Source organism: Pseudomonas qingdaonensis (assembly GCF_018398475.1).
GTDB classification, from domain to species: domain Bacteria; phylum Pseudomonadota; class Gammaproteobacteria; order Pseudomonadales; family Pseudomonadaceae; genus Aquipseudomonas; species Aquipseudomonas palmensis.
The window spans coordinates 382,680-408,861 of sequence record NZ_CP074676.1 but is presented as its reverse complement, the minus strand read 5'-3'; the positions used below and the strand labels follow the sequence as shown (position 1 = coordinate 408,861).

Sequence of the window (26,182 nt, the reverse complement as noted above, 5' to 3'; positions counted from 1 at the left end):
GAGTCCCCCGCGATGACGCCAATCGACGCCAAGCGCCCGCTGCAGCTCAATGACCAGGGCCAGCTGCGCCACTTCCTCTCGCTCGACGGTTTGCCCCGCGAACTGCTGACCGAAATTCTCGACACGGCCGACTCGTTTCTCGAAGTCGGCGCGCGTGCGGTCAAGAAAGTCCCGCTGCTGCGCGGCAAGACCGTGTGCAACGTGTTCTTCGAGAACTCCACGCGTACCCGCACCACCTTCGAACTGGCCGCCCAGCGGCTGTCGGCCGACGTGATCACGCTGAACGTGTCGACCTCCTCCACCAGCAAGGGCGAGACCCTGTTCGACACCCTGCGCAACCTTGAAGCCATGGCCGCCGACATGTTCGTGGTGCGCCACGCCGACTCGGGCGCCGCGCACTTCATCGCCGAGCACGTGTGCCCGGAGGTGGCGATCATCAACGGTGGCGACGGGCGCCACGCGCACCCCACCCAGGGCATGCTCGACATGCTGACCATTCGTCGCCACAAGGGCGGCTTCGAGAACCTCTCGGTGGCCATCGTCGGCGACATCCTGCACTCGCGGGTGGCGCGCTCGAACATGCTCGCGCTGAAAACCCTGGGTTGCCCGGACATCCGCGTGATCGGCCCCAAGACCCTGCTGCCGATCGGCATCGAACAGTACGGCGTGAAGGTCTACACCGACCTGGAGCAAGGCCTGAAGGACGTCGACGTGGTGATCATGCTGCGCCTGCAGCGTGAGCGCATGACCGGCGGCCTGCTGCCCAGCGAGGGCGAGTTCTACCGTCTGTTCGGCCTGACCACCGCACGCCTGGCCGGGGCCAAGCCCGATGCCATCGTGATGCACCCCGGGCCGATCAACCGTGGCGTGGAAATCGAGTCGGCCGTGGCCGACGGCGCCCACTCGGTGATCCTCAACCAGGTCACCTACGGCATCGCCGTGCGCATGGCGGTGTTGTCCATGGCCATGAGCGGGCAGACCGCGCAACGTCAATTCGAGCAGGAGAACGCCCAGTGAGCCTGAGTATCCTCGGCGCCCGTGTCATCGACCCAACCAGCGGCCTGGACCAGGTCGGCGACCTGCACATCGACGCCGGCAAGATCGTCGCCATCGGCGCTGCCCCGGCCGGCTTCAAGCCCGCCCGTACCCTGGACGCCACCGGCCTGGTGGCCGCGCCCGGCCTGGTCGACCTGAGCGTTGCCCTGCGCGAGCCCGGCTACAGCCGCAAGGGCAGCATCGCCAGCGAAACCCGCGCCGCCGCCGCCGGTGGCGTGACCAGCCTGTGCTGCCCGCCGCAGACCCGGCCGGTGCTCGACACCTCGGCAGTCACCGAGCTGATCCTGGACCGCGCCCGTGAAGCCGGGCACAGCAAGGTGTACCCGATCGGCGCTTTGAGCAAGGGCCTGGAAGGCGAGCAACTGGCCGAGCTGATCGCCCTGCGCGATGCCGGCTGCGTGGCCTTCGGCAACGGCCTGAACAGCTTCACCAACACCCGCACCCTGGCCCGCGCGCTGGACTACGCGGCCACCTTCGACCTGACGGTGATCTTCCATTCCCAGGACCGCGACCTGGCCCAGGGCGGCCTCGCCCACGAGGGCGCGATGGCCAGTTTCCTCGGCCTGCCGGGCATTCCGGAAACCGCCGAGACCGTGGCCCTGGCCCGCGACCTGCTGCTGGTGGAACAGACCGGCGTGCGTGCGCACTTCAGCCAGCTGACCAGCGCCCGTGGCGCCAAGCTGATCGAACAGGCCCAGGCCCGCGGCCTGCCGGTGACGGCGGATGTGGCGCTATACCAGTTGATCCTCACCGACGAGGCGCTGCGCGACTTCTCCAGCCTGTACCACGTGCAACCGCCGCTGCGCACCCGCGCCGACCGCGACGGCCTGCGTGATGCGGTCAAGCGGGGCGTGATCCAGGCGATTTCCAGCCATCACCAGCCGCATGAGCGCGACGCCAAGCTGGCGCCGTTCGGTGCCACCGAACCGGGCATCAGCAGCGTCGAGTTGCTGCTGCCGCTGGCGATGACACTGGTCGAGGACGGCCTGCTCGACCTGGCAACCTTGTTGCAGCGTTTGTCTGCAGGCCCTGCGGCGGCCCTGCGCCTGCCGGCCGGGCAGTTGCAGGTGGGTGCGGCGGCAGACCTGGTGCTGTTCGACCCGCAGGCCTCGACCGTGGCTGGCGAACAATGGCGCTCCAAGGGCGAAAACTGCCCGTTCATCGGGCACTGCCTGCCGGGTGCGGTGCGTTACACCCTGGTTGACGGGCACATCAGCCACGAAGCCTGAGTCAAACCCTTCGCCGGCAAGGCCGGCTCCTACCGGTAGGAGCCGGCCTTGCCGGCGAAGGGGCCGCAAAGGTTGAAATCTTTCCCCCCACCCCCATATGAGTCTGCATCAGGCATTTTCGCCTCGCTGCGTGGAGACTCTCCCTTGACCACCATCGTTTCAGTTCGTCGCCACGGCAAAGTCGTCATGGGCGGCGACGGCCAGGTTTCCCTCGGCAATACCGTGATGAAAGGCAACGCCAAGAAGGTTCGTCGCCTGTACCACGGCCAGGTCATCGCCGGCTTCGCCGGTGCCACCGCCGACGCCTTCACCCTGTTCGAGCGCTTCGAAGGCCAGCTCGAAAAACACCAGGGCCACCTCATTCGCGCCGCCGTCGAGCTGGCCAAGGAATGGCGTACCGACCGCTCGCTGAGCCGTCTGGAAGCCATGCTGGCCGTGGCCAACAAGGACGCCTCCTTGATCATCACCGGCAACGGTGACGTCGTCGAACCCGAAGACGGCCTGATCGCCATGGGTTCCGGCGGCGCCTACGCCCAGGCCGCCGCACGCGCCCTGCTGCAGAAAACCGACCTGTCGGCTCGCGAAATCGCCGAGACCGCACTGAACATCGCCGGCGACATCTGCGTGTTCACCAACCACAACCTGACCATCGAGGAGCAGGACCTGGCCGAGTAATTCAGCTGTTCTGGCGCCCGACCCCGACGGTCGGGCTTTTCCACGCTGAACACTTGCCCACAGGACCATCGACCATTATGTCCATGACCCCCCGCGAAATCGTCCACGAACTCAACCGCCACATCATCGGCCAGGACGATGCCAAGCGCGCCGTCGCCATCGCCCTGCGCAACCGCTGGCGCCGCATGCAGCTGCCCGAAGAGCTGCGCGTGGAAGTCACCCCCAAGAACATCCTGATGATCGGCCCCACCGGCGTGGGCAAGACCGAAATCGCCCGTCGCCTGGCCAAGCTGGCCAACGCGCCGTTCATCAAGGTCGAAGCCACCAAGTTCACCGAAGTGGGCTATGTGGGCCGTGACGTCGAGTCGATCATCCGCGACCTGGCCGACGCCGCGATCAAGCTGCTGCGCGAGCAGGAGATCGTGCGCGTGCGCCACCGTGCCGAAGACGCCGCCGAAGAGCGCATCCTCGATGCGCTGCTGCCACCGGCCCGCACCGGCTTCAACGAAGACCCGGTCAACAGCAGCGATTCCAACACCCGCCAGCTGTTCCGCAAGCGCCTGCGTGAAGGCCAGCTTGACGACAAGGAAATCGAGATCGAGGTGGCCGAAGCGGTCGGCGTCGACATTTCCGCGCCGCCGGGCATGGAAGAGATGACCAACCAGCTGCAGAACCTGTTCGCCAACATGGGCAAGGGCAAGAAGAAGAGCCGCAAGCTCAAGGTCAAGGAAGCGCTCAAGCTGGTGCGCGACGAGGAAGCCGGGCGCCTGGTCAACGAGGAAGAACTCAAGGCCAAGGCCCTCGAGGCGGTCGAGCAGCACGGTATCGTATTCATCGACGAGATCGACAAGGTAGCCAAGCGCGGCAACGTCGGTGGCGCCGATGTGTCCCGTGAAGGCGTGCAGCGCGACCTGCTGCCGCTGATCGAAGGTTGCACGGTCAATACCAAGCTGGGCATGGTCAAGACCGACCACATCCTGTTCATCGCCTCCGGTGCGTTCCACCTGAGCAAGCCGAGCGACCTGGTGCCCGAGCTGCAGGGTCGTCTGCCGATCCGTGTCGAACTCAAGGCCCTGAGCCCGGAAGACTTCGAGCGCATCCTCAGCGAACCGCATGCCTCGCTCACCGAGCAGTACCGCGAGCTGCTCAAGACCGAGGGGCTGAACATCGAGTTCGCTGCCGACGGCATCAAGCGCCTGGCCGAGATTGCCTGGCAGGTCAACGAGAAGACCGAGAACATCGGTGCCCGTCGCCTGCACACCCTGCTCGAGCGCCTGCTCGAAGAGGTGTCGTTCAGCGCCGGCGACCTGGCCAGCGCCCACAGCGAAGCGCCGATCCGCATCGACGCCGAGTACGTCAACAGCCACCTGGGCGAATTGGCACAGAACGAAGATCTGTCGCGCTACATTCTGTAGCTCAGCGGCAAGCGGCGAGCTGCAGGCCGGAGGTGCTGGACGCCTTCTCCTGCAGCTTGTAGCTTGCAGCTTGAAGCCCAAGAGCCTTATAGCCATGCCCCGTCTGCCTACCGCCATCAATCTGCACAAAGCCTCCAAGACCCTGAGCCTGACCTACGGGCCCGACGAGGTGTATCACCTGCCCGCCGAATTTCTGCGCGTGCACTCCCCTTCCGCCGAGGTCCAGGGCCACGGCAATCCGATCTTACAATTTGGCAAGCTCGGCGTCGGCCTGAGCCAGCTCGAGCCCGCCGGGCAGTACGCGCTCAAGCTCACCTTCGACGACGGCCACGACAGCGGCCTGTTCACCTGGGAATACCTCGAACAGCTGTGCCTGCGCCAGGACCAGCTGTGGGCCGAGTACCTCGACGAACTGGCCAAGGCCGGCAAATCCCGCGACCCTTCCGAGTCGATCGTCAAGCTGATGCTCTAGCCCGGCACTCCGGCGTTTTAGAGCGCATTTTCTAATTCTATTTGCTTGAATGCCCGTGCGCCGGCCAGCGATTGGCCGGCTTGCGCATTCCATGAAAGTCGGGTAACCAATGGATATGGCAAGTACCCTGCATGGGCGGGTTGATGCAGGGTCTGGCCGGTATGCCGAGGTCGCGAGCGAAAGCAGGTTGTCTTCACACGCATAAACCCGCAGGGCTCATCACCGTCGCGCATCCGGTCGCAGGACCGCAGTTCGTTATCACTGGTCACCCGAGCAGTAGTACCGGGCATTCGTCTGTGCAACGCCCACAGCCCAGCCGGTACTCGTCTCAGGACAACGGAGCGTCGTAGATGAGTAACAAGAACAACGATGACCTGCAGCGCCAAGCCTCTGAAAACACCCTGGGCCTGAGCCCCATCATTGGCCTGCGCCGAAAGGATTTGCTGTCTTCGGCCCGGATGGTGCTGCGTCAGGCCATCAAGCAACCGCTGCACAGTGCCAAGCACGTCGCGCATTTCGGCCTGCAGCTCAAGGACGTGATCTTCGGCAAGTCCGGCCTGCAGCCGGAGGGCGACGACCGCCGCTTCAGCGACCCGGCCTGGAGCCAGAACCCGCTGTACCGCCGCTACCTGCAGACCTACCTGGCCTGGCGCAAGGAACTGCACGACTGGATCGGCAACAGCAACCTGTCGGAGCAGGACATCAGCCGCGCGCACTTCGTCATCAACCTGATGACCGAGGCCATGGCCCCCACCAACAGCGCGGCCAACCCGGCAGCGGTCAAGCGCTTCTTCGAAACCGGTGGCAAGAGCCTGCTCGACGGCCTGTCGCACCTGGCCAAGGACATGGTGCACAACGGCGGCATGCCCAGCCAGGTCAACATGGACGCCTTCGAGGTGGGCAAGAACCTGGCCACCACCGAGGGCGCCGTGGTATTTCGCAACGACGTGCTGGAGCTGATCCAGTACCGCCCGATCACCGAGCAGGTGCACGAAAAGCCGCTGCTGGTGGTACCGCCGCAGATCAACAAGTTCTACGTCTTCGACCTCAGCCCGGAAAAGAGCCTGGCGCGCTTCTGCCTGCGCTCCACGGTGCAGACCTTCATCGTGAGCTGGCGCAACCCCAACAAGTCCCAGCGCGAGTGGGGCCTGTCGACCTACATCGATGCGCTCAAGGAGGCCGTCGACGTGGTGCTGGCTATCACCGGCAGCAAGGACCTGAACATGCTCGGTGCCTGCTCCGGCGGCATCACCTGCACCGCGCTGGTGGGCCACTACGCGGCACTGGGCGAGAAGAAGGTCAATGCCCTGACCCTGCTGGTGAGCGTGCTCGACACCACCCTCGACACCCAGGTGGCGCTGTTCGTCGACGAGCAGACCCTAGAATCGGCCAAGCGCCATTCCTACCAGGCCGGTGTGCTAGAAGGCCGCGACATGGCCAAGGTGTTCGCCTGGATGCGCCCCAACGACCTGATCTGGAACTACTGGGTCAACAACTACCTGCTCGGCAACGAGCCGCCGGTGTTCGACATCCTGTTCTGGAACAACGACACCACGCGCCTGCCCGCCGCCTTCCACGGCGACCTGATCGAAATGTTCAAAAACAACCCGCTGGTGCGTCCCGGTGCACTGGAAGTGTGCGGCACGCCGATCGACCTGAGCCAGGTCACCACCGACATCTTCAGCGTGGCCGGCACCAACGATCACATCACCCCATGGAAGTCCTGCTACAAGTCGGCGCAGCTGTTCGGCGGCAAGGTCGAGTTCCTGCTGTCCAACAGCGGGCATATCCAGAGCATCCTCAACCCGCCGGGCAACCCCAAGTCGCGCTACATGACCAGCAGCGAGATGCCGGCCCAGGCCGACGACTGGCAGGAGAACTCCACCAAGCACACCGATTCCTGGTGGCTGTACTGGCAGGCGTGGCTGGCCGAGCGCTCCGGCGCACTCAAGCCGGCACCCGCCAAGCTGGGCAACAAGGCCTACCCGAGCGCCGAAGCGTCGCCCGGCACCTACGTCCACGAACGCTGAAAACACCCGGCGCCGCCGCAGGCAAGGCGGCGCTGCTACTCACGACAGGGCTCGCGCATGCCGCAACCGTACCTCTTCAGAACCGTCGAGCTCGATGGCCAGTCCATCCGCACGGCCGTTCGCCCCGGCAAGCCGCACCTCACGCCGCTGCTGATCTTCAACGGTATCGGCGCCAACCTGGAGCTGGTGTTCCCGTTCATCGATGCGCTGGACCCGGACCTTGAAGTGATCGCCTTCGACGTACCCGGCGTGGGCGGTTCGTCGACACCGCGCCGGCCCTACCGCTTCCCCGGGCTGGCCAAGCTGACGGCGCGCATGCTCGACTACCTCGACTACGGGCAGGTCAATGCCATCGGCGTGTCGTGGGGCGGAGCGCTGGCCCAGCAGTTCGCCCACGATTACCCCGAGCGCTGCAAGAAGCTGGTGCTGGCGGCCACCGCCGCCGGTGCGGTGATGGTGCCGGGCAAGCCGCGGGTGCTGTGGCTGATGGCCAGCCCCAGGCGCTACATACAGCCGTCCCACGTGATCCGCATCGCCCCGGAAATCTATGGCGGGGCCTTTCGCCGCGACCCGAACCTGGCCGCGTCGCATGCGGCCAAGGTGCGTTCCTCGGGCAAGCTGGGCTATTACTGGCAGCTGTTCGCCGGCATGGGCTGGACCAGCATCCACTGGCTGCACAAGATCCAGCAGCCGACCCTGGTGCTGGCCGGCGACGACGACCCGCTGATCCCGCTGATCAATATGCGCCTGCTGGCCTGGCGAATTCCCAATGCCCAGCTACACATAATCGACGACGGTCACTTGTTCCTGATCACCCGGGCCGAAGCCGTTGCCCCGATCATCATGAAATTCCTGCAGCAGGAGCGCCAACGCGCCGTCATGCATCCACGGCCCGCCCCGAGCGCTTGAGCACCTCTATCGCTTGCACCCCCGGCAGGAGCGCCGGGGCATGTCAGCGCCAGTTCGGGTTGGTGTCGCTCTTGCATTGAAACATTGGTTGATGGCCTGACGACGGAGTGTTGCCTGGATGAAAGACAAGCCCGCGAAGCCCGGGGTACCGACCCCCGCTGCCTATCTCAACGTGCGCAGCGCCATCAGTGGCCTGCGCGGTCGCGACCTGCTGTCGACGGTGCACCAGCTGGGGCGCCACGGCCTGCGTCACCCGCTGCACACGGCGCGCCACCTGCTGGCGCTGGGTGGCCAGCTGGGGCGCGTGATGCTGGGCGATACCCCCTACCAGCCCTCGCCACGCGACACCCGCTTCAACGACCCGGCCTGGCAGCTCAACCCGCTGTACCGACGCGGCCTGCAGGCCTACTTGGCCTGGCAGCAGCAGACCTGCCAGTGGATCGACGAGAGCCAGCTGGACGACGATGACCGCGCCCGCGCGCACTTCGTGTTCTCGCTGCTCAACGATGCAATGTCGCCCAGCAACACCCTGCTCAACCCGGCGGCGGTCAAGGAGCTGCTGAACTCCGGCGGGCTGAGCCTGGTGCGCGGCTTGAACCACCTGCTCGACGACCTGCGCCACAACGACGGCCTGCCACGCCAGGTCAACCCGGACGCCTTCGAGGTGGGCAGGAACCTGGCCAGCACCGCCGGCGCGGTGGTGTTTCGCAACGAGCTGCTGGAGCTGATCCAGTACCGCCCGATGAGCGAAAAACAGTACGCCCGGCCCCTGCTGGTGGTGCCGCCGCAGATCAACAAGTTCTACATCTTCGACCTCAGCCCGACCAACAGCTTTGTGCAGTACGCCCTCAAGAACGGCCTGAAAACCTTCATGATCAGCTGGCGCAACCCCGACGCCCGGCATCGCGAATGGGGCCTGTCGAGCTACGTGGCGGCGGTCGAGGAAGCCATGAACGTGTGCCGCTCGATCACCGGCAGCCGCGACGTCAACCTGCTTGGCGCCTGTGCCGGCGGGTTGACCATCGCGGCCCTGCAGGGCCACCTGCAGGCCAAGCGCCAGATGCGCCGGGTGCACAGCGCCACCTACCTGGTCAGCCTGCTCGACAGCCAGTTCGACAGCCCCGCCAGCCTGTTCGCCGACGAGCAGACCCTGGAGGCGGCCAAGCGCCGCTCCTACCAGCAGGGCGTGCTGGAGGGCCGCGAGATGGCACGGGTGTTCGCCTGGATGCGCCCCAACGACCTGATCTGGAACTACTTCGTCAACAACTACCTGCTGGGCAAGGCGCCCCCGGCATTCGACATCCTGTACTGGAACAACGACAACAGCCGCCTGCCGGCCGCGCTGCACGGCGATCTGCTGGACTTCTTCAAATTCAACCCGCTGACGCACGCCGACGGCCTCGAGGTGTGCGGCACGCCGATCGACCTGCACAAGGTCACGGTGGACAGCTTCCACGTGGCCGGCAGCAACGACCACATCACCCCGTGGGACGCGGTGTACCGCTCGGCCCTGCTGCTGGGCGGCGAACGGCGCTTCGTGCTGGCCAACAGCGGGCATGTGCAGAGCATCCTCAACCCGCCGGGCCACCCCAAGGCGCATTTTGTCGAGAACCCCAGGCTGAGCAGCGACCCGCGGGCCTGGTACCACGATGCGCAGAAGGTCGAGGGCAGCTGGTGGCCGCAGTGGCTCGACTGGATACAGGCGCGCTCCGGTGCGCAGCGCGAAACCCGCCTGTCGCTGGGCAGCGCCAATTACCCTCCCATGGACCCCGCACCCGGCACCTACGTGCTGGTGCGCTGAGCAAGAAGAACGGATGAAGACCCGCGACCGTATCCTGGAGTGCGCCCTGCACCTGTTCAATCGTCAGGGCGAGCCGAATGTCTCGACGCTGGAAATCGCCAACGAGATGGGCATCAGCCCGGGCAACCTGTACTACCACTTCCACGGCAAGGAGCCGCTGGTGCTGGGCCTGTTCGAGCGTTTCGAGGAGGAGCTGACGCCCCTGCTCGACCCGCCCCTGGAGGTGCGCCTGGATGCCGAGGACTACTGGCTGTTCCTGCACCTGATCGTGGAGCGCATGGCGCAGTACCGCTTTCTGTTCCAGGACCTGTCCAACCTTACCGGGCGCCTGCCCAAGCTGGCGCGGGGCATGCGCACCCTGCTCAATGCGCTCAAGCGCACGCTGGCGGCATTGCTGGCGAGCCTCAAGGCGCATGGGCAGGTGACCAGCGATACCCGCGCACTGGGGCAACTGGTGGAGCAGATCAGCATGACCTTGCTGTTCTCGCTGGACTACCAGCGGATTCTGGCGCGCGAGGGCGAGGTCGGGATCGTGGTGTACCAGGTGATGATGCTGGTGGCGCCGCACCTGGAGGTGGAGTCACGCCTGGCGGCGGAGCAACTGGCCCTGAGGTACCTGGAAGGCTGAAGAGCTTCGCCGGCAAGGCCGGCTCCTACAGACGGCGCGCTACCTGTAGGAGCCGGCCTTGCCGGCGATGAGGCCAGCACAGGCACTGCACATAAAAACGCCCGGCACACAGGCCGGGCGTTTTCTGTACAGCTACCTCGAGTCAGGCCTGGCTGGCCGGGCTCGAAGGTGCTGGTGCTGCCGACGCGGCTGGCGCCGCAGTGGCCGCCGGGCTTGGCGCCGGTGCCGCACTGGCACTTGGCGCTGCCGGTTTGGCCGCTGCGGGCTTGGCTGCAGCAGGCTTGGCCGGGGCTTTCTTCACCGCTGGCTTTTTCGCTGCTGCCGGCTTGGCGGCAGGTTTTGCGGCAGGTTTGGCCGCCGCTTTCGCTGCAGGCTTGGCGGCTGCGGTTTTCGCCGCGGCCGGCTTGGCTGCTGGCTTGGCCGCTGCTGGTTTGGCCGCCGCAGTTTTGGCCACAGGCTTGGCCGCCGCTTTCGGTGCTGCCTTGGCCAGTGGCTTGGCCGGCGCCTTGGCCGAGACCGACTTGACCGAGGCACCGGTCAGTTTCTCGATCTGCTTGGTCAGGGTGTCGACCTGCTGGTGCAGTGCCTTGACCTCATTGCGGCTGGGCACGCCCAGGCGCGAGATGGCACTGTTCAGGCGCTTGTCGAAAGCCTCTTCGAGTTCGCTCCACTTGCCCAGTGCGCGGTCTTTCACGTCGCCTACGCGCGAGGTCGCAGACTTGGCACTGGCCTTGGCCGAGTTGACGCTGCCCTTGGCCTGCTTTTCAGCTTTCTCACCGTCCTTGACCAGGGTTTCGAAAAGCTTGCTGCCGTCCTGATCGATCTTGGAGTAGATACCCAAACCAGCCAGCCAGATCTTGCGGGAATACTTTTCGATCCCCCCGACCCAGGAGCTGCTCTCTTTCTCAGTTGTCTTTTTGCCAGCCATCCCGCTCTCCTTATTGTTTGCGTGCGACACGATCGAGCAACAGCGTCAGCTCTTCGAGCTTGGCAGAAAGTGCCTCCACGTCATGTTTAGACGGAATGCCGATGCGATTCAAGGCGCTGGCGACCCGTGTGTCGAAAGCCTTTTCGATTTTATCCAGCTGAACTTCGACCTTGCCCTTCACGCTGCCCAGTTCCTGCCTGGCGGACTGGATCTCGCTGTTGGCGGCATCGAGTTCGTGGTCGAGGCGTTTCTTGCCTTTTTTCTCCACGGTTTCGCCGGCCTTGACCAGCTCCTTGAGGTACTCGGCGCCCTCCTGCCCGACCCGGGTGTAGGCCCCCAGGCCTGCCAGCCAGATCTTGCGCGCGTAGCCGCGCACCTCGCCCAGAGCCTTGCCCGGGGCGTCGTCGATTTTCTTCAGGGTCACTTTGGCCATGCTCTGCACCTCACGCTTGAACGGAAATGGAGTTACGCCCGTGAAAGTTGGGCTTGGGCACAAAGGTAGGGGGAAAAATTAGAATCCTCACCCTAAGGGCAGGATTTGCTGTGCAGCGAATGCCCCTGTCGCGGGTCAAGCCCGCGCCCACAGGGCCTGCAGTGAACCTGCGGGGCCGCTTGACCCTCTACAGCGGTTTCAGGCCAGGGCCTTGTCCAGGGCCCGCTCGATCTCGGCCTTGATCGTGCCGCCCATCATCGACAGCATCATCCCGAGCTTCAACTCCACCCGGATGCTGTCGTCGCCGATATCGATGCTGCCATTGGCACCGCTGCGCCTGACCTCTACCCGGTCACCGTTCCACTGCGCCTTGAGGTCGTACTCGCGGGTCAGCTTGTCCACCAGGGCTTCGGCCTTTTCCCGGGCCGCTGCGCGCCCCAGGCTGTGTTTGCGTTCGACGCTGATCTGGGTCATTCAATCAATCCTGGCTAGAAGGGCATACTCCCATTATGCCCCTGCCTCCGCCTGCGACACACCCCGCCAAGACAAATGCAGCCGCACGCCCTAGAATGGCCAGTAATTTTTTCCGGTGAAGCGATATGAACGACCAGCGCAAAGGCGAACACGCCGAACCCACCACCCACTTCGGCTACAAGGATGTCCCCGAAAGCCAGAAGGCCGAGAAAGTCGCCGAAGTCTTTCACTCGGTGGCCGCCAAGTACGACCTGATGAACGATGTGCTCTCCGGCGGCATGCACCGCCTGTGGAAGCGCTTCACCATCGAGCTGTCGGGCGTGCGCCCTGGCAACCGCGTGCTCGACATCGCCGGCGGCACCGGCGACCTGGCGCGCAAGTTCTCGCAGCTGGTCGGCCCCACCGGCCAGGTGGTACTGGCCGACATCAACGCCTCGATGCTCAAGGTCGGTCGTGACCGCCTGCTCGACAAGGGCGTGGCCGGCAACATCGAGTTCGTCCAGGCCGACGCCGAGAAGCTGCCCTTCCCCGACAACCATTTCGACTGCGTGACCATCGCCTTCGGCCTGCGCAACGTGACCCACAAGGACGACGCGATCCGCTCGATGCTGCGCGTGCTCAAGCCGGGCGGCCGCCTGCTGGTGCTGGAGTTCTCCAAGCCGACCAACAAGCTGATGTCCAAGGTCTACGATGCCTACTCGTTCGCCTTCATGCCGCTGGCCGGCAAGCTGATCACCAACGACGCGGACAGCTACCGCTACCTCGCCGAATCGATCCGCATGCACCCCGACCAGGAAACCCTCAAGGCCATGATGGTCGACGCCGGTTTCGACCGCGTCACCTACCACAACATGACCAGCGGTATCGTGGCCCTGCACCGCGGTATCAAGCCCTGATGTTGCTGGCCGGGCTGCTCGCCAGCGTCGAACACGGTCTCAACCGTGTGTTGCGCATGGACAGCACTGCGCTGCCGCGCCTGGCTGCGCTCGAGGGCAAGATCATTGCCATCGACTGCCGCCAGCCGGCGCTGCAGCTGTACATCCTGCCCGGCGATGAAGGCCTGATGCTCGCCAGCCACTGGGAAACCGAGGCCGACTGCACCCTGCGTGCGCCGGCCAGCAGCCTGCTGCAACTGGCCCTGAGCCAGGACAAGCCGGCGGTGCTGCACAGCCCGCAGGTGGAACTCGAAGGCGACAGCGCGGTGCTGCTCGACCTGGTCGGCGTGCTGCAGGACCTGGAGCTGGACTGGGAGTACGAACTCTCGCGCTGGCTCGGCCCGGTCGCCACCCAGCTGATCGGCGGCCACCTGCGCAGCCGCGCGCGCTGGACCCGCCAGGGCCTGGCCAGCCTCAACCAGAACCTTGGCGAATACCTGGCCGAAGAGGCCCGCACCCTGGTCGGCCAGCGCGAGGCCGAAGCGCGCTTCGCCGAGCTCGATGCCCTGAAAATCGATGTAGAACGCCTCGAGGCACGCATTGCGCGCCTTGCCCGATCCCTTGAATCCAGCGATAACGCATGAAGCTGCTTGCCGTCCGCCGTCTGTTGCGCATCCAGCGCGTCGTGATCCGCTACCGTCTCGATGACCTGCTGTTCGACCTGCCCCTGCCCTGGTGGCTGATGACCCTGCGTTTCGCCATGCCCTGGCGCTGGCTGCCGCGCAAGCAGTCGCCCCTGAGCCGTGGCGCGCGCCTGCGCCTGGCGCTGCAGGACCTGGGCCCGATCTTCATCAAGTTCGGCCAGCTGCTCTCCACCCGCCGTGACCTGCTGCCCGCCGACATCGCCGACGAGCTGATGCTGTTGCAGGACCGCGTGCCGCCCTTCGACCCGCAAAAGGCCGTGGCGCTGATCGAATCGCAGCTCGGCGCCAAGGTGGGCGAGATCTTCAGCCGCTTCGACGTCGAACCGCTGGCCTCGGCCTCGGTGGCCCAGGTGCACGCGGCGCGCCTCAAGAGCGGCGAGGAGGTGGTGGTCAAGGTGGTGCGCCCAGGCCTCAAGCCGATCATCGCGCAGGACTTGGCCTGGCTGTTCCTGATCGCCCGCGGCGCCGAGCGGGTGTCGGCCGATGCCCGCCTGCTGCACCCGGTCGAGGTGGTCAACGATTACGAGAAGACCATCTACGACGAGCTCGACCTGCTGCGCGAGGCGGCCAACGCCAGCCAACTGCGACGCAACTTCGAAGGCTCGGAGATGATGTACGTGCCCCAGGTGTACTGGGACCTGTGCCGGCCCAAGGTGCTGGTGATGGAGCGCATCTATGGCGTGCAGGTCACTGACCTTGCCACCCTGGCCGACCAGCGCACCGACATGAAGCTGCTGGCCGAGCGCGGCGTCGAGATCTTCTTCACCCAGGTGTTTCGCGACAGCTTCTTCCACGCCGACATGCACCCGGGCAACATCTTCGTCAGCACCGTCAAGCCGTGGAGCCCGCAGTACATCGCGATCGACTGCGGCATCGTGGGCAGCCTCACCCCCGAGGACCAGGACTACCTGGCACGCAACCTGTTCGCCTTCTTCAAGCGTGACTACCGTCGCGTGGCCCAGTTGCACATCGACTCGGGCTGGGTACCGGCGCAGACCAAGCTCAACGAATTCGAGGCGGCGATCCGCACCGTGTGCGAGCCGATCTTCGAAAAACCGTTAAAGGATATTTCCTTCGGCCAGGTGCTGATGCGCCTGTTCCAGACCGCGCGGCGCTTCAACATGGAAGTGCAGCCGCAACTGGTGCTGCTGCAGAAGACCCTGCTCAACATCGAGGGCCTGGGCCGTCAGCTGTACCCTGACCTGGACCTGTGGAGCACCGCCCAGCCGTTTCTGGAGCGCTGGATGCGCGAGCGGGTCAGCCCGAAAAACGTGCTGCAGAACCTGCACAGCCAGGTCGAGCAACTGCCGCACCTGGCCGGCATGACCCGCGACCTGCTCGAACGCATGTCGCAACCGCACCTGCACGACCCGCCGCCACCCTGGCAGCAGCGCGATCGCTGGGCCCTGCGCCTGCTCGGTGCCGGCCTGCTGGCGGGCGGCGCAACCATCGCCGCAGGTGCCGTGAGCCTCAGCGCCCCGGCAGCCTGGCCGGCCTGGCTGATGCTGGCCGGGGGCCTTTACCTGATCGTGCGCCGATAGCCAGCCTGCTGCGTGGCTGGCACACTAGCAGGTGGCATCGGTGCGGGACCGTGGCCTATTTTGGAGTCGAACATGAAAGACTGGCTGGACGAGATCAACTGGAACAGCGATGGCCTGGTACCGGCGATCGCCCAGGACCACAAGACCGGGCGCGTGCTGATGATGGCCTGGATGAACCGCGAGGCCCTGAGCCTGACTGCCGCCGAGCAGCGCGCCATCTACTGGTCGCGTTCGCGTGGCAAACTGTGGCGCAAGGGCGAAGAGTCCGGCCACGTGCAGAAGTTGCATGAAATGCGCCTGGACTGCGACGCCGACGTGATCATCCTGATGGTCGAGCAACTGGGCCACATCGCCTGCCATACCGGCCGTGAAAGCTGCTTCTACCGCGTGTACGAGAACGGCGCGTGGAAGACCGTCGACCCGGTACTCAAAGACCCGCATGCCATCTACAGCGCAGGACACTGACATGAGCGACACCCTGATCCGCCTGGCCGAAGTGCTCGAATCGCGCAAGGGCGCGGCCCCCGACACCTCGTACGTGGCCAGCCTGTACCACAAGGGCCTGAACAAGATCCTGGAAAAGGTCGGCGAGGAATCGGTCGAGACCATCATCGCCGCCAAGGACGCCGCCGTCAGTGGCGAATGCAGCGATGTCATCTACGAGACCGCCGACCTGTGGTTCCATAGCATGGTCATGCTCGCCGCCCTGGGCCAGCACCCGCAGGCCGTGCTGGACGAACTGGACCGCCGCTTCGGCCTGTCCGGGCACGACGAGAAGGCCGCCCGCCAGCCGTCGGCCTAACGAATTCAATCGAGGATTGCACCATGGGTATTTTTGACTGGAAACACTGGATCGTCCTGCTGGTGGTGGTTGTACTGGTGTTCGGTACCAAGAAACTGAAGAACCTGGGCAGCGACCTGGGCGAGTCGATCAAGGGCTTCAAGAAGGCCATGAACGAAGAGGAAGACAAGCCGGAGCAGCCCACCGTACAGCCTGCCCAGCCAACCCCGCCGCCCGCCGCTGCACCGCTGAACCAGCCGCAGACCTTCGATGGCCAGGCGCACAAGGTCGAAGAGCCGACCAGGAAAGAGTGAACACATGTTCGGGATCAGCTTCAGTGAGTTGTTGCTTGTCGGCCTGGTGGCCCTGCTGGTGCTCGGCCCCGAGCGCCTGCCGGGCGCTGCACGTACCGCCGGGCTGTGGATCGGCCGACTGAAACGCAGCTTCAACGCGATCAAGAACGAGGTGGAGCGCGAGATCGGTGCCGACGATATCCGGCGCCAGCTGCACAACGAGCACATCCTCTCCATGGAGCAGGAAGCCCGGCGCATCCTCAACCCGCAATCGGTACAGCCCGATCCGGCGCACACCCCCGGCGCGGAGCCAGCCGCCACCGCCACCGAGGCTGCGCCGGCGCCTGCACCAGAACCTGTGACTGCACCGACACCTGCACCTGCACCTGCCGTCGAAGCAGCACCGCCCACCGAACCGACACAGCCGCCGCGAGCCCCATGAGCGAAATCCCGGAAAACGACCAGCCGATGCCGCTGGTCTCGCACCTTACCGAGCTGCGCACGCGCCTGTTGCGCTGCGTCGCGGTCATCTTCGTGATCTTCGCCGGCCTGTTCGCCTTCGCCCAGCAGATCTACACCCTGGTCTCGGCACCGTTGCGCGCCCACCTGCCGGCCAACGCCACGATGATCGCCACCGACGTGGCCTCGCCGTTCCTCACGCCATTCAAGCTGACCATGATCGTCTCGCTGTTCCTGGCGATCCCGGTGATCCTGCACCAGATCTGGGGGTTCATCGCCCCCGGCCTGTACCGCCATGAAAAACGCATCGCAGTGCCGTTGCTGGTGTCGAGCATCTTCCTGTTCTATGCCGGCATGGCCTTCGCGTACTTCCTGGTATTCCCGCTGATCTTCGGTTTCTTCGCCAGCGCCACGCCCGAAGGCGTGTCGATGATGACCGACATCGCCAGCTACCTCGACTTCGTCATGACCCTGTTCTTCGCCTTCGGCGTGGCCTTCGAGATCCCGGTGGCGGTGATCCTGCTGGTGTGGATCGGCGTGGTCGACGTGAAGTACCTGAAGAAGATCCGCCCCTACGTCATCATCGGCTGCTTCGTGGTCGGCATGGTGCTGACCCCGCCGGACATCTTCTCGCAGACCCTGCTGGCCGTGCCGATGTGGTTGCTGTTCGAAGTCGGCGTGCTGTTCGGCGGGCTCATCCGCAAGCGCAGTGCCCCGGTGCAGGCCGACGAGCCTGACGACCAGCCGCCAGCCACCCAGCCGTGAACCTGCTGCTGCTCGAGGAGGCCGACTTCGTCGCGGCCGACCGTGTGGTGCTGGGCGACCGGCGCTTTACCCACATGCAGGAGATCCACCGCGTGGCGGTGGGCGACACCCTGCGCGTGGGACGCCTGGGGGGGCTGATGGGGCAGGCCGTGGTGCTGCGCCTGGAGGGCCATGAAGCCGAACTGTCGGTCGAGTTCACCCAGCCGCCGCCGGCCAAGCTGCCGCTGACCCTGGTGCTGGCCCTGCCGCGCCCGAAGATGCTGCGCCGGGTGTTCCAGACCGTGGCCACCATGGGCGTGGGCAAGCTCATCCTGGTCAACAGTTACCGGGTCGAGAAGAGCTTCTGGCAAACCCCCTTCCTGGAGCCTGCGGCGATACGCGAGCAACTGGTGCTGGGCCTGGAGCAGGCGCGCGACACCGTGCTGCCCGAGGTGGTGATCGAGAAGCGCTTCAAGCCCTTCGTCGAAGATCGCCTGCCAGCGATTGCCGAGGGTACCCTGGGCCTGGTCGGCCACCCTGGCAACCACCCGCCCTGCCCGCGCGCATTGACCGAGCCGGTGACCCTGGCGATCGGCCCGGAGGGTGGCTGGATCCCATATGAGGTCGAGCTGCTGGGCAAGGCCGGGCTGAACCCGGTACAGCTGGGCGAGCGCATCCTGCGTGTGGAGACGGCGGTCACCGCCCTGCTGGCGCGGTTGTTCTAGCACCGCGTCCGCTGCTGTGCGTAGGAGCCGGCCTTGCCGGCGACGCCTTTCATACACACCTTCAGTTTTGTGACCCCAGGCCGATGCATTGGCCACAGACCACGCATCCGCCCCGCCTGATCGCAATGGAGTCACCCCATGTACCGTTGGTTCGCCCACCATCTGGGCAATTTTAGCGTCACGCTCAAACTCGGCATCGGCTTCGGCACCGTGTTGCTGCTGACCCTGCTGATCGCACTCACCGGCTGGCAGGGGCTCAACGGTGTCACCCAGCGCGGCGACACCCTGGGCGAGATTTCCCGGATTCACCAGATCACCCAGGACCTGCGCATCGCCCGCCAGACCTATGAGCACAAACGCGATGCCGCCAGCGCCGACGCGGTAGAGAACGCCCTGGTAGAGCTGGATCGCCAGCTCAAGAACGTGGAACAGCACATACCGCCCAGCGAAAACGGCGACCGCCTGCAACGCCAGAACGAGGCGGTTGCCCAGTACCAGCGCGCCTTCGCCGACCTCAAGCAGGCGGCCCAGGCCCGCGAGGCCAGCCGTGCGACCATGAGCAGCAGCGCGGAAAAGACCGCCGCATCGCTGGATCAGGTAGAGCGCGGGCTGCTGCAAGGCGGCGATATCCAGACCTTCAACAGCGCCGTGCAGGCCAAGGCGCTGATGCTGCAGGCCCGCTTCCACGTGCGTGGCTACATCTTCAGCGGGCAGGCCGAGCTGCAGCAGACCGCCCTGCAGGCCATCGACCAGGCCCTGAGCGTCATCCGCAGCCTGCCGGCCAAGGTGCCGGCCGAGCATGCCGATGCCCTGGCCGCCGCCACCCAGGCGCTGGCCACCTACCGCAACGCGGTGGAGCAGTTCAGCCAGTCCCAGGCCGCCAATGACGCGGCCCTGCAGCACATGGCCGAACAGGGCACGCTGCTGATCGACCTGAGCCAGCAGATGAGCCGCAGCCTCACCCAGCTGCGCGACGACGAATCGCAGCACGCCCAATCGATGCTGGCCCTGGCCACGGCGCTGGCGCTGTTCTTCGGCATCCTCGCCTCATGGGCCATCACCCGCCAGATCGTCGTGCCCCTGCGCCACACCCTCGGCGCCGTGGACCGCATCGCCAGCGGCGACCTGCGCCACGACCTGCGCGTGGAGCGCAGCGACGAACTCGGCCAGTTGCAGCACAGCATGCAGCGCATGACCGTGAACCTGCGCCAGCTGATCGGCGGTATCGGCGATGGTGTCACCCAGATCGCCAGCGCCGCCGAGCAGCTCTCGGCCGTCACCGAGCAGACCAGCGCCGGGGTCAACAATCAAAAGGTCGAGACCGACCAGGTGGCCACGGCCATGAACGAGATGGCCGCCACCGTGCAGGAAGTGGCGCGCAACGCCGAAGAGGCCTCGGAGGCGGCGCAGATGGCCGACCAGCAGGCCCGCGAAGGCGACCGCGTGGTGGGCGAGGCCATCGACCAGATCGAGCGCCTGGCCGCCGAGGTGGAACACTCCAGCGAAGCCATGGGTCAGCTCAAGGCCGAAAGCGCCAAGATCGGCAGCGTGCTCGACGTGATCAAGTCGGTGGCCCAGCAGACCAACCTGCTGGCCCTCAACGCCGCCATCGAGGCCGCTCGTGCCGGTGAGGCCGGGCGCGGTTTCGCGGTGGTTGCCGATGAAGTGCGCAGCCTGGCCCAGCGCACACAGCAATCGACCGAAGAGATCGAGGATCTGATCGCCGGCCTGCAGAACGGCACCCAGCAGGTCGCCACGGTGATGGACAACAGCCGCAGCCTGACCGGCAGCAGCGTCGAGCTGACCCGCCGCGCCGGCACCTCGCTGGAAACCATTACCCGCACCGTGTCCTCGATCCAGGCCATGAACCAGCAGATCGCCGCCGCTGCCGAGCAGCAGAGCGCAGTGGCCGAAGAGATCAACCGCAGCGTGATGACGGTGCGCGATGTGTCCGACCAGACCAGCGCCGCCAGCGAAGAGACCGCCGCCTCCAGCGTCGAGCTGGCGCGCCTGGGCACCCACCTGCAGACCCTGGTCGCCCGCTTCAGCCTGTAACCCCCCGCCCTGCCGGCAGCGGCGTTGATCGCTGCCGGTGTCCGGCCCCCTGTGGCCGTCGAACAAATAGCGAAAAGTCCTACAGCGTTTGCAGGTCCAGACCTTGGCGCTCCAGCCGATGCGTTCGCATTGGCGCACCCACGGGTGCGTCTGAACCTCGTACCTGGAGAGCCACCATGCTTGTGACGATGAATCGGATGCTGGGCAACCTGAGCATTCAACTGAAACTGGCCCTGGGCTTTGCCCTGGTTCTGTTGCTGACGCTGGGCATCGCCCTGATCGGCTGGACCACCCTGGAAGACCTTGCCGACCGCAGCGACAAGCTCACCGACATCGGGGCGGTGAACAAGGAGATCCAGGATGTGCGCAACCAGCGGCTGGTCTACGAGCGCAACCTTGAGCCTGCCGTCGGCCAGCAGATGGACAAGGAGCTGGACGACGTGGCCGAGCGCCTGGCCTACCTGCAGCGGCGCCTCAACGTGCCGGCCAACCTTGCCCGGGTACAACGCCAGGAAAACACCCTCGACCAGTACCGGCGCACCTTCGCCGAGCTGCAGACCACGGTGCAGGCGCGCCAGCAGGCACGCGACGCCCTGGGCAGCAGCGCCGAACGCGCGGTGGCGCTGCTGGCGCCAGTCGGGCAGGCCCTGCGCGAGCGTGCCGAATTCAGCGCCTACGCCAGCCTGGTGACGGTGGACCAACAGATCCAGCAGGCCCGCTTTCACCTGCGCGGCTACACCTACAGCGGCCGCGCCGAATTCGAGGCACCGGCACTGGCCGCCATCGACCAGGCGGCCAGCCAGCTTGACGCACTGCCCGACAGGCTACCGAGCACCTATCGCGACACCTTGCGTGCCGCCGCGGGGGCACTGGCCGACTACCGCGCTGCCGTGCTCGACTTCAGCGCGGCGCGCAGCGCCAGCGACTCGGCCCTGCAGCACCTGGCACAGCTGGGCGACAGCCTGCTGGCGGTGAGCGACGAGCTGACCCAGTCGCAGACCGAGCTGGTCGACCAGCAGGCCCTGCAGGCACGCTACAACCTGGGCCTGGCGATCGCCGTTGCGCTGCTGCTGGGCATCGCGGCCGCGTGGGTGATCACCCGCCAGATCACCACGCCCCTGCAGCAGACCCTGCGCCTGGTCGAACGGGTGGCCGGCGGCGACCTGAGCCAGACCCTGGTGGCCGAGCGACGCGACGAGCTGGGCGAGCTGCAGCGTGCGATGCAGCGCATGACCGTGAGCCTGCGCGAGCTGGTCGGTGGCATCGGCGAGGGCGTGACCCAGATCGCCAGCGCCGCCGAGCAGCTCTCGGCCGTGACCGAGCAGACCAGCAGCGGGGTCAGCACGCAGAAGGTCGAAACCGACCAGGTGGCCACTGCCATGCATGAAATGGCCGCTACCGTGCAGGATGTGGCGCGCAATGCCGAGCAGGCCAGCGAGGCCGCCACCCTGGCCGACCAGCAGGCCGGCGAAGGCGATCGGGTGGTCAGCGAGGCCATCGACGAGATCGAGCGCCTGGCGGCGGCGGTCGACCACTCCGGCGAAGCCATGGCCCAGCTCAAGGCCGAAAGCGACAAGATCGGCAGCGTGCTCGACGTGATCAAGTCGGTAGCCCAGCAGACCAACCTGCTGGCGCTCAACGCGGCCATCGAGGCCGCCCGCGCCGGCGAGGCCGGGCGCGGCTTCGCCGTGGTCGCCGACGAGGTACGCGGCCTGGCCCGACGCACCCAGCAATCCACCGAAGAGATCGAAGGCCTGATCGCCGGCCTGCACCGCGGCACCTCCGAGGTCGCCGGGATTCTGGACAACAGCCGCGAGCTGACCCTGAGCAGCGTCGAGCTGACCCGGCGCGCCGGCACCTCGCTGGCCACCATCAGCACCACGGTGTCGTCGATCCAGGCAATGAACCAGCAGATTGCGGCCGCGGCCGAACAGCAAAGTGCAGTGGCCGAGGAAATCAACCGCAGCGTGATCAACGTGCGCGACGTGTCCGACCAGACCAGCGCCGCCAGCGAAGAGACCGCGGCCTCCAGCATCGAGCTGGCACGCCTGGGGGTTCAATTGCAGGCGCTGGTCGGGCGCTTTCAGCTCTAGGTGGAATTTTCCGCCTGCAAGATGGGAATTTTCCTACAGCATTTGCAGGTCCAGCTTGGCCTCCAGTGGCCGATGAGCACAGGTAGCTGCGCCCGACCCTATCCAGGCGCTACATCCCTCATTTCACTGGAGAACCGTCATGTTCGCACCTTTGTACCGGATGCTTGGCAACCTGAGCGTCAGGCTCAAGCTGGCCCTGGGATTTGCCAGCGTCCTGCTGCTGACGCTGGCGACCACCCTGGGCGGCTGGCATGCACTGAACGAATCCATCGACAGCTCGCAGCGCCTCACCCAGATTGCCGCGATCAACGACCTGAGCAAGGACCTGCGTGCCGAGCGCATCACCTACCGGGTGCTGGCGGACGACGAGAGCAGGCGCAGGATCAGCGCGACCCTGACCGAACTGGAGCGCCTGCTGCAGAGCATGCTGGGGCAGTTCGACGATGCGGCCGACCGCCAGGTGATCACGGCCAATCAGCAGGTGGTCGCCCAGTTCGTGCGCGACTTCGACACCTTGCAGCAGGCCGTCGGCACGCGCCATACGCACGAAACCGCCCTGCGTGAACAGGAGCAGCGCCTGCTCGACGGCATCGACACGCTGGAGCAGAAGACCCTGCTGGGCGAGCGCCAGGGCAGCGAACGGCAGGCCTCGGAGCAGCGCCTGTTCGCAACGCTTGCACGACACATCGAGACCGCCGGCCAGCAAAGCCGCGCCCCGGCCTATACCTTCAGCCCGCTGAGTGCCTTCGAGCAGGTGGGTGCCAGCGCGCTCGGCGCCGCCCAGGCCAGCCTGGCCGATCTGAGGCGCAACCTGCCGCCCAGCGACCTGCAGGCCACTACCGCCGCGCTCGCCAGCTATGTGCAGTTGCTGGACCGCTACCGCCAGGCCGCCATCGCGGTAGAGCAGCTTCAGGGCGGGCTGGAGACCATGGGCAACCAGCTGCGCGATGCCAGTCGCGTACTGACCCGACACCAGATCCAGCTGCGCGACGAAGAAGCCCTCGAGGCACGCAGCATGCTCAGCGTCATCGCCTTGCTGGCGCTGGTACTCGGCAGCCTGGCCGCGTGGCTGATCACGCGCCAGATCACCGAACCGCTCAGACGCACCCTGCAAGCGGCGCAATGCATCGCCAAGGGCGACCTGCGCAGCGACCTGCGGGTATCACGCCAGGATGAGCTGGGGCAGTTGCAGAACAGCATGCAGCAGATGGCCCTGAGCCTGCGCGAGCTGATCGGTGGCATCGGCCAGGGCACCGGCCAGTTGACCGCTGCGGTGGGCGAGCTATCGAGTGTCGCCGAGCGCACCCAGCTGATGACCGGCAACCAGAAGGACGAGACCGACCAGGTGGCCACCGCGATGAACGAGATGGCCGCCACGGTACTGGAGGTGGCGCGCAACGCCGAATTCGCCTCGGCGGCAGCCACTGCCGCAGACAGCCAGGCGCGCGAAGGCAACCAGGTGGTCAACGACGCCATCGGGCAGATCGAGCAGTTGGCCAGGCAGGTGGAGGAGTCGATCCTGGCCATGCAGCAGCTGGCCCAGGAGAGCGAGCGTATCGGCAGCATCCTGGATGTGATCAAGTCGGTTTCGTCGCAGACCAACCTGCTGGCGCTCAATGCCGCCATCGAGGCTGCGCGGGCGGGCGAGGCCGGGCGTGGTTTTGCGGTGGTGGCCGATGAAGTGCGCGGCCTGGCCCAGCGTACCCAGCAGTCCACCGAGGAGATCGAGGAGCTGATCGGCAACCTGCACAGTGGTACGGCGCAGGTGGTGCACCTGCTCGACAGCAGCCGCGACCTGAGCCGCGACAGCGTCGAACTGAGCCGGCGGGCGGGCGCGGCGCTGGGGCAGATCACCGAGACAGTGTCGAGCATCCAGGGCATGAACCAGCAGATCGCCACGGCCAGTGAAGAGCAGAGCTCGGTGGCCGAGGAGATCAACCGCAATGTGATGACGGTGAGGGATATTGCCGATCAGACGACCACGGCGAGCCAGCAGACTGCGGCGTCGAGCGTGGAGCTGGCGCGACTGGGGGGGCAGTTGCAGACGTTGGTCGGGCGGTTCAGCCTGTAACGGCCTCTTCGCCAGCAAGTCTGGCTCCTGCAGGTGCGGCGAAACCCTGCAGGAGCCAGCCTTGGTGGCGAAGGCCACGCTGCGGTTACAGCACCTGGCGCAGGAACGCCTGGGCTCGTGGGTCCTTCGGCGCAGTGAAGAACGCCTCCGGTGGCGAATCTTCCAGCAACTTGCCGTGGTCGAAGAACAGCACGCGGTCCGCCACTTCCCGGGCAAAGCCCATTTCGTGGGTCACACAGACCATGGTCATGCCTTCCAGGGCCAGGGTCTTCATCACGTCCAGCACCTCGCCAACCATCTCCGGGTCCAGCGCCGAGGTCGGCTCGTCGAACAGCATCACCTTCGGCTCCATCGCCAGCGCACGGGCAATCGCCACGCGCTGCTGCTGGCCACCAGACAGGCGCGAGGGAAACTCGTTGGCCTTCTGCGCAATGCCCACCTTCTCCAGCAACGCACGCGCCTTGGCCTCACGCTCGGCCTTGCCACGCTTGCGCACCACCTTCTGCGCCAGGCACAGGTTCTCCAGCACGGTCATGTGCGGGAACAGGTTGAAGTGCTGGAACACCATGCCGACTTCACGCCGGTAGGCATTCACGTCGGTCTTCGGGTCGGCCAGTTGCAGGCCGTCGATGGCCACGGTGCCCTCGTCGAAGGTTTCCAGGCCGTTGAGGCAGCGCAGGAAGGTCGACTTGCCCGAGCCCGACGGGCCCAGCACCACCAGCACTTCGCCCTTGGCCACGTCGGTACTGACGTGATCCACCGCACGCACCACCTGCCCACGGGTGTCGAAGACTTTTACCAGGTCACGGACTTCAATCACTTTGCGCAAGCCTCCGCTCGAGCCGGCTGGCGAAATGCGACAGCGGCAGGTTGATCAGCAGGTACAGCCCGGCGACGCAGAACCAGATCTCGAACGTGGAGAACGAGGTGGTGATCGCCTCGCGGCCACTCTTGGTCAGTTCGGTGATGGCGATCACCGACACCAGCGAGGTGTCCTTGACCAGGCTGATGAACTGCCCGGCCAGCGGCGGCAGCACGCGCTTGAACGCCTGCGGCAATACCACGTGGCGCATCGACTGGCCGGCGCTCAGGCCCAGCGAACGGGCCGCCTCGCCCTGGCCGCGGGCAATCGACTGCACCCCGGCGCGCACGATCTCGGCGACATAGGCGCCGGTGAACAGCGCCAGTGCCGCCACCCCGGCAAACTCGCGGGACAGGTTGAGCACGGTGCCGATGAAGAAGTAGAAGATGAAGATCTGCACCAGCAGCGGCGTGCCGCGCACCAGCTCGACATACACCGTCGACAGGTCGCGCAGGGTCGGGTTGCTGGACAACCGGCACAGGCCGGCGAACAGGCCGATCACCAACCCCAGCACCCCCGCCGCCACCGAGATCCACAAGGTGGTGAACAGGCCCCAGGCCAGCGGCCCGGCGGCCCACTGGTGGGTCACACCGATCAGGTCGCCCTCGGCCACGTCGTCGCCACGGTCCATCTGCAGGCTGGCCTGCTCGACGTTCAGCACCTGTTCGGCGCCGCTCTCGTCACGCAAGGTGACGCGGGCCATGTCGCCCTTGCGCTCGATCGCCTCGATCACGCCGTTTTCGGCGGCGCGCTGGGCAACTTCGGCCTGATAGGCAAAGTACTGCGGCACACGGTTCCAGCGCCACTCGTAGGAGATCACCGAGGTTGCGTAATACAGGCTCAGCGCCAGGCCGATCAGGACCAGCGCCGTCAGCCCATGCCAGGGCCACTGGGCTTTCTTGTGTTTGATCACGGGGGTACTTCCGTAA

The 26,182-nt window shown here is 66.0% G+C and carries 26 protein-coding genes and 2 pseudogenes; 23 read left to right on the top strand and 5 right to left on the bottom strand.

Features of this window, described 5'->3' with window-relative positions:
* Nucleotides 1-12 precede the first annotated feature (12 nt).
* The 9 genes from KH389_RS01920 to KH389_RS01880 all read left to right on the top strand — a co-directional run bounded on the left by KH389_RS01920 (nt 13) and on the right by KH389_RS01880 (nt 10,215).
* Nucleotides 13-1,017, top strand: a complete 1,005-nt coding sequence (locus KH389_RS01920; RefSeq protein ID WP_043862147.1) for an aspartate carbamoyltransferase catalytic subunit — start codon at nt 13-15, stop codon at nt 1,015-1,017.
* Nucleotides 1,014-2,285 (top strand): dihydroorotase, encoded by a 1,272-nt coding sequence (locus KH389_RS01915; protein ID WP_043862148.1) that lies wholly within the window; start codon nt 1,014-1,016, stop codon nt 2,283-2,285. The genes KH389_RS01920 and KH389_RS01915 overlap by 4 nt, the downstream gene beginning before the upstream one ends.
* A gap of 144 nt (nt 2,286-2,429) precedes the next feature.
* A complete protein-coding gene (gene hslV, locus KH389_RS01910; protein ID WP_028945572.1) occupies nt 2,430-2,960 on the top strand; it encodes an ATP-dependent protease subunit HslV in 531 nt (176 codons plus the stop codon).
* A gap of 77 nt (nt 2,961-3,037) precedes the next feature.
* Nucleotides 3,038-4,375 carry an ATP-dependent protease ATPase subunit HslU gene (hslU, locus tag KH389_RS01905; RefSeq protein ID WP_054915767.1) on the top strand — a complete coding sequence of 446 codons (1,338 nt, stop codon included), beginning with the start codon at nt 3,038-3,040 and terminating at the stop codon, nt 4,373-4,375.
* Nucleotides 4,376-4,469: 94 nt separating this feature from the next.
* Nucleotides 4,470-4,847 carry a gamma-butyrobetaine hydroxylase family protein gene (locus KH389_RS01900; protein WP_043862150.1) on the top strand — a complete coding sequence of 126 codons (378 nt, stop codon included), beginning with the start codon at nt 4,470-4,472 and terminating at the stop codon, nt 4,845-4,847.
* Nucleotides 4,848-5,197: 350 nt separating this feature from the next.
* A complete protein-coding gene (phaC, locus tag KH389_RS01895) occupies nt 5,198-6,877 on the top strand; it encodes a class II poly(R)-hydroxyalkanoic acid synthase (RefSeq protein WP_043862151.1) in 1,680 nt (559 codons plus the stop codon).
* 57 nt (nt 6,878-6,934) lie between these two features.
* The gene (gene phaZ / locus KH389_RS01890) at nt 6,935-7,786 is read left to right on the top strand and encodes a poly(3-hydroxyalkanoate) depolymerase (protein ID WP_043862152.1); all 852 of its coding nucleotides are present in this window, start codon (nt 6,935-6,937) and stop codon (nt 7,784-7,786) included.
* Between the two features lie 118 nt (nt 7,787-7,904).
* Nucleotides 7,905-9,587 carry a class II poly(R)-hydroxyalkanoic acid synthase gene (phaC, locus tag KH389_RS01885; RefSeq protein WP_213606789.1) on the top strand — a complete coding sequence of 561 codons (1,683 nt, stop codon included), beginning with the start codon at nt 7,905-7,907 and terminating at the stop codon, nt 9,585-9,587.
* 13 nt (nt 9,588-9,600) lie between these two features.
* Complete coding sequence (locus KH389_RS01880; RefSeq protein WP_043862154.1) at nt 9,601-10,215, top strand: TetR/AcrR family transcriptional regulator; 615 nt, start codon at nt 9,601-9,603, stop codon at nt 10,213-10,215.
* 142 nt (nt 10,216-10,357) lie between these two features.
* On the opposite strand, the gene KH389_RS01875 is transcribed toward KH389_RS01880, so the two are convergent.
* From KH389_RS01875 to KH389_RS01865, 3 genes are all read right to left on the bottom strand, one after another.
* A complete protein-coding gene (locus tag KH389_RS01875) occupies nt 10,358-11,143 on the bottom strand; it encodes a phasin family protein (RefSeq protein ID WP_210013900.1) in 786 nt (261 codons plus the stop codon).
* A 10-nt stretch (nt 11,144-11,153) separates the two neighbouring features.
* Nucleotides 11,154-11,576: a phasin family protein gene (locus tag KH389_RS01870; RefSeq protein ID WP_043862156.1), complete on the bottom strand. Its 423-nt coding sequence runs from the start codon at nt 11,574-11,576 to the stop codon at nt 11,154-11,156.
* A 198-nt stretch (nt 11,577-11,774) separates the two neighbouring features.
* Complete coding sequence (locus KH389_RS01865; RefSeq protein WP_043862157.1) at nt 11,775-12,050, bottom strand: polyhydroxyalkanoic acid system family protein; 276 nt, start codon at nt 12,048-12,050, stop codon at nt 11,775-11,777.
* Between the two features lie 125 nt (nt 12,051-12,175).
* Here KH389_RS01865 and ubiE point away from each other — a divergent pair, with 125 nt between their 5' ends.
* The 14 genes and pseudogenes from ubiE (at nt 12,176) to KH389_RS27635 (ending at nt 24,391) form a co-directional block, all read left to right on the top strand.
* Nucleotides 12,176-12,946: a bifunctional demethylmenaquinone methyltransferase/2-methoxy-6-polyprenyl-1,4-benzoquinol methylase UbiE gene (gene ubiE / locus KH389_RS01860; protein WP_043862158.1), complete on the top strand. Its 771-nt coding sequence runs from the start codon at nt 12,176-12,178 to the stop codon at nt 12,944-12,946.
* Nucleotides 12,946-13,569 carry a ubiquinone biosynthesis accessory factor UbiJ gene (locus KH389_RS01855; RefSeq protein WP_043862159.1) on the top strand — a complete coding sequence of 208 codons (624 nt, stop codon included), beginning with the start codon at nt 12,946-12,948 and terminating at the stop codon, nt 13,567-13,569. Before ubiE ends, KH389_RS01855 begins: the two co-directional genes overlap by 1 nt.
* Complete coding sequence (gene ubiB, locus KH389_RS01850) at nt 13,566-15,170, top strand: ubiquinone biosynthesis regulatory protein kinase UbiB (protein ID WP_213606788.1); 1,605 nt, start codon at nt 13,566-13,568, stop codon at nt 15,168-15,170. Before KH389_RS01855 ends, ubiB begins: the two co-directional genes overlap by 4 nt.
* Before the next feature lie 72 nt (nt 15,171-15,242).
* Nucleotides 15,243-15,635: a phosphoribosyl-AMP cyclohydrolase gene (gene hisI, locus KH389_RS01845; protein ID WP_043862161.1), complete on the top strand. Its 393-nt coding sequence runs from the start codon at nt 15,243-15,245 to the stop codon at nt 15,633-15,635.
* A 1-nt stretch (nt 15,636) separates the two neighbouring features.
* The gene (locus tag KH389_RS01840; protein ID WP_043862162.1) at nt 15,637-15,972 is read left to right on the top strand and encodes a phosphoribosyl-ATP diphosphatase; all 336 of its coding nucleotides are present in this window, start codon (nt 15,637-15,639) and stop codon (nt 15,970-15,972) included.
* A 23-nt stretch (nt 15,973-15,995) separates the two neighbouring features.
* Entirely contained in the window at nt 15,996-16,265 is a 270-nt protein-coding gene (locus KH389_RS01835; protein ID WP_043862163.1) for a twin-arginine translocase TatA/TatE family subunit, read from the top strand.
* Between the two features lie 4 nt (nt 16,266-16,269).
* The gene (gene tatB, locus KH389_RS01830) at nt 16,270-16,686 is read left to right on the top strand and encodes a Sec-independent protein translocase protein TatB (protein WP_043862164.1); all 417 of its coding nucleotides are present in this window, start codon (nt 16,270-16,272) and stop codon (nt 16,684-16,686) included.
* Nucleotides 16,683-17,468 (top strand): twin-arginine translocase subunit TatC, encoded by a 786-nt coding sequence (gene tatC / locus KH389_RS01825; protein ID WP_043862165.1) that lies wholly within the window; start codon nt 16,683-16,685, stop codon nt 17,466-17,468. Before tatB ends, tatC begins: the two co-directional genes overlap by 4 nt.
* A complete protein-coding gene (locus KH389_RS01820; protein ID WP_043862166.1) occupies nt 17,465-18,172 on the top strand; it encodes a 16S rRNA (uracil(1498)-N(3))-methyltransferase in 708 nt (235 codons plus the stop codon). The genes tatC and KH389_RS01820 overlap by 4 nt, the downstream gene beginning before the upstream one ends.
* Before the next feature lie 138 nt (nt 18,173-18,310).
* Nucleotides 18,311-19,324, top strand: a pseudogene (locus KH389_RS27650) (methyl-accepting chemotaxis protein); the annotation flags it as partial.
* Nucleotides 19,325-19,354: 30 nt separating this feature from the next.
* Nucleotides 19,355-20,227, top strand: a complete 873-nt coding sequence (locus tag KH389_RS27645; protein ID WP_420831968.1) for a methyl-accepting chemotaxis protein — start codon at nt 19,355-19,357, stop codon at nt 20,225-20,227.
* 176 nt (nt 20,228-20,403) lie between these two features.
* Nucleotides 20,404-22,320 carry a methyl-accepting chemotaxis protein gene (locus tag KH389_RS01810; protein WP_213606786.1) on the top strand — a complete coding sequence of 639 codons (1,917 nt, stop codon included), beginning with the start codon at nt 20,404-20,406 and terminating at the stop codon, nt 22,318-22,320.
* Between the two features lie 139 nt (nt 22,321-22,459).
* Nucleotides 22,460-23,488 (top strand): annotated as a pseudogene (locus KH389_RS27640) (methyl-accepting chemotaxis protein); the annotation flags it as partial.
* Nucleotides 23,489-23,518: 30 nt separating this feature from the next.
* Nucleotides 23,519-24,391, top strand: coding sequence for a methyl-accepting chemotaxis protein (locus KH389_RS27635; RefSeq protein WP_370409078.1), 873 nt, complete (start codon nt 23,519-23,521; stop codon nt 24,389-24,391).
* An 85-nt stretch (nt 24,392-24,476) separates the two neighbouring features.
* Here KH389_RS27635 and KH389_RS01800 read toward each other — a convergent pair whose 3' ends face one another.
* Nucleotides 24,477-25,211 carry an amino acid ABC transporter ATP-binding protein gene (locus KH389_RS01800; protein ID WP_043862229.1) on the bottom strand — a complete coding sequence of 245 codons (735 nt, stop codon included), beginning with the start codon at nt 25,209-25,211 and terminating at the stop codon, nt 24,477-24,479.
* Nucleotides 25,204-26,166 (bottom strand): amino acid ABC transporter permease, encoded by a 963-nt coding sequence (locus tag KH389_RS01795; RefSeq protein WP_043862170.1) that lies wholly within the window; start codon nt 26,164-26,166, stop codon nt 25,204-25,206. The genes KH389_RS01800 and KH389_RS01795 overlap by 8 nt, the downstream gene beginning before the upstream one ends.
* Between the last annotated feature and the right edge of the window lie 16 nt (nt 26,167-26,182).

What these genes read in the sequence shown, in the direction of transcription:
- phaC (WP_213606789.1), top strand. Translation starts at nt 7,905, where the DNA reads ATGAAAGACAAGCCCGCGAAGCCCGGGGTACCGACCCCCGCTGCCTAT.
- hisI (WP_043862161.1), top strand. Translation starts at nt 15,243, where the DNA reads ATGAAAGACTGGCTGGACGAGATCAACTGGAACAGCGATGGCCTGGTA.
- KH389_RS01870 (WP_043862156.1), bottom strand. Translation starts at nt 11,576, where the DNA reads ATGGCCAAAGTGACCCTGAAGAAAATCGACGACGCCCCGGGCAAGGCT.
- KH389_RS27645 (WP_420831968.1), top strand. Translation starts at nt 19,355, where the DNA reads ATGCAGCGCATGACCGTGAACCTGCGCCAGCTGATCGGCGGTATCGGC.
- KH389_RS01875 (WP_210013900.1), bottom strand. Translation starts at nt 11,143, where the DNA reads ATGGCTGGCAAAAAGACAACTGAGAAAGAGAGCAGCTCCTGGGTCGGG.
- KH389_RS01840 (WP_043862162.1), top strand. Translation starts at nt 15,637, where the DNA reads ATGAGCGACACCCTGATCCGCCTGGCCGAAGTGCTCGAATCGCGCAAG.
- KH389_RS01920 (WP_043862147.1), top strand. Translation starts at nt 13, where the DNA reads ATGACGCCAATCGACGCCAAGCGCCCGCTGCAGCTCAATGACCAGGGC.
- phaZ (WP_043862152.1), top strand. Translation starts at nt 6,935, where the DNA reads ATGCCGCAACCGTACCTCTTCAGAACCGTCGAGCTCGATGGCCAGTCC.
- KH389_RS01900 (WP_043862150.1), top strand. Translation starts at nt 4,470, where the DNA reads ATGCCCCGTCTGCCTACCGCCATCAATCTGCACAAAGCCTCCAAGACC.
- KH389_RS01855 (WP_043862159.1), top strand. Translation starts at nt 12,946, where the DNA reads ATGTTGCTGGCCGGGCTGCTCGCCAGCGTCGAACACGGTCTCAACCGT.
- KH389_RS27635 (WP_370409078.1), top strand. Translation starts at nt 23,519, where the DNA reads ATGCAGCAGATGGCCCTGAGCCTGCGCGAGCTGATCGGTGGCATCGGC.
- ubiE (WP_043862158.1), top strand. Translation starts at nt 12,176, where the DNA reads ATGAACGACCAGCGCAAAGGCGAACACGCCGAACCCACCACCCACTTC.
- KH389_RS01880 (WP_043862154.1), top strand. Translation starts at nt 9,601, where the DNA reads ATGAAGACCCGCGACCGTATCCTGGAGTGCGCCCTGCACCTGTTCAAT.
- KH389_RS01835 (WP_043862163.1), top strand. Translation starts at nt 15,996, where the DNA reads ATGGGTATTTTTGACTGGAAACACTGGATCGTCCTGCTGGTGGTGGTT.
- tatB (WP_043862164.1), top strand. Translation starts at nt 16,270, where the DNA reads ATGTTCGGGATCAGCTTCAGTGAGTTGTTGCTTGTCGGCCTGGTGGCC.
- KH389_RS01810 (WP_213606786.1), top strand. Translation starts at nt 20,404, where the DNA reads ATGCTTGTGACGATGAATCGGATGCTGGGCAACCTGAGCATTCAACTG.
- ubiB (WP_213606788.1), top strand. Translation starts at nt 13,566, where the DNA reads ATGAAGCTGCTTGCCGTCCGCCGTCTGTTGCGCATCCAGCGCGTCGTG.
- KH389_RS01865 (WP_043862157.1), bottom strand. Translation starts at nt 12,050, where the DNA reads ATGACCCAGATCAGCGTCGAACGCAAACACAGCCTGGGGCGCGCAGCG.
- phaC (WP_043862151.1), top strand. Translation starts at nt 5,198, where the DNA reads ATGAGTAACAAGAACAACGATGACCTGCAGCGCCAAGCCTCTGAAAAC.
- tatC (WP_043862165.1), top strand. Translation starts at nt 16,683, where the DNA reads ATGAGCGAAATCCCGGAAAACGACCAGCCGATGCCGCTGGTCTCGCAC.
- hslU (WP_054915767.1), top strand. Translation starts at nt 3,038, where the DNA reads ATGTCCATGACCCCCCGCGAAATCGTCCACGAACTCAACCGCCACATC.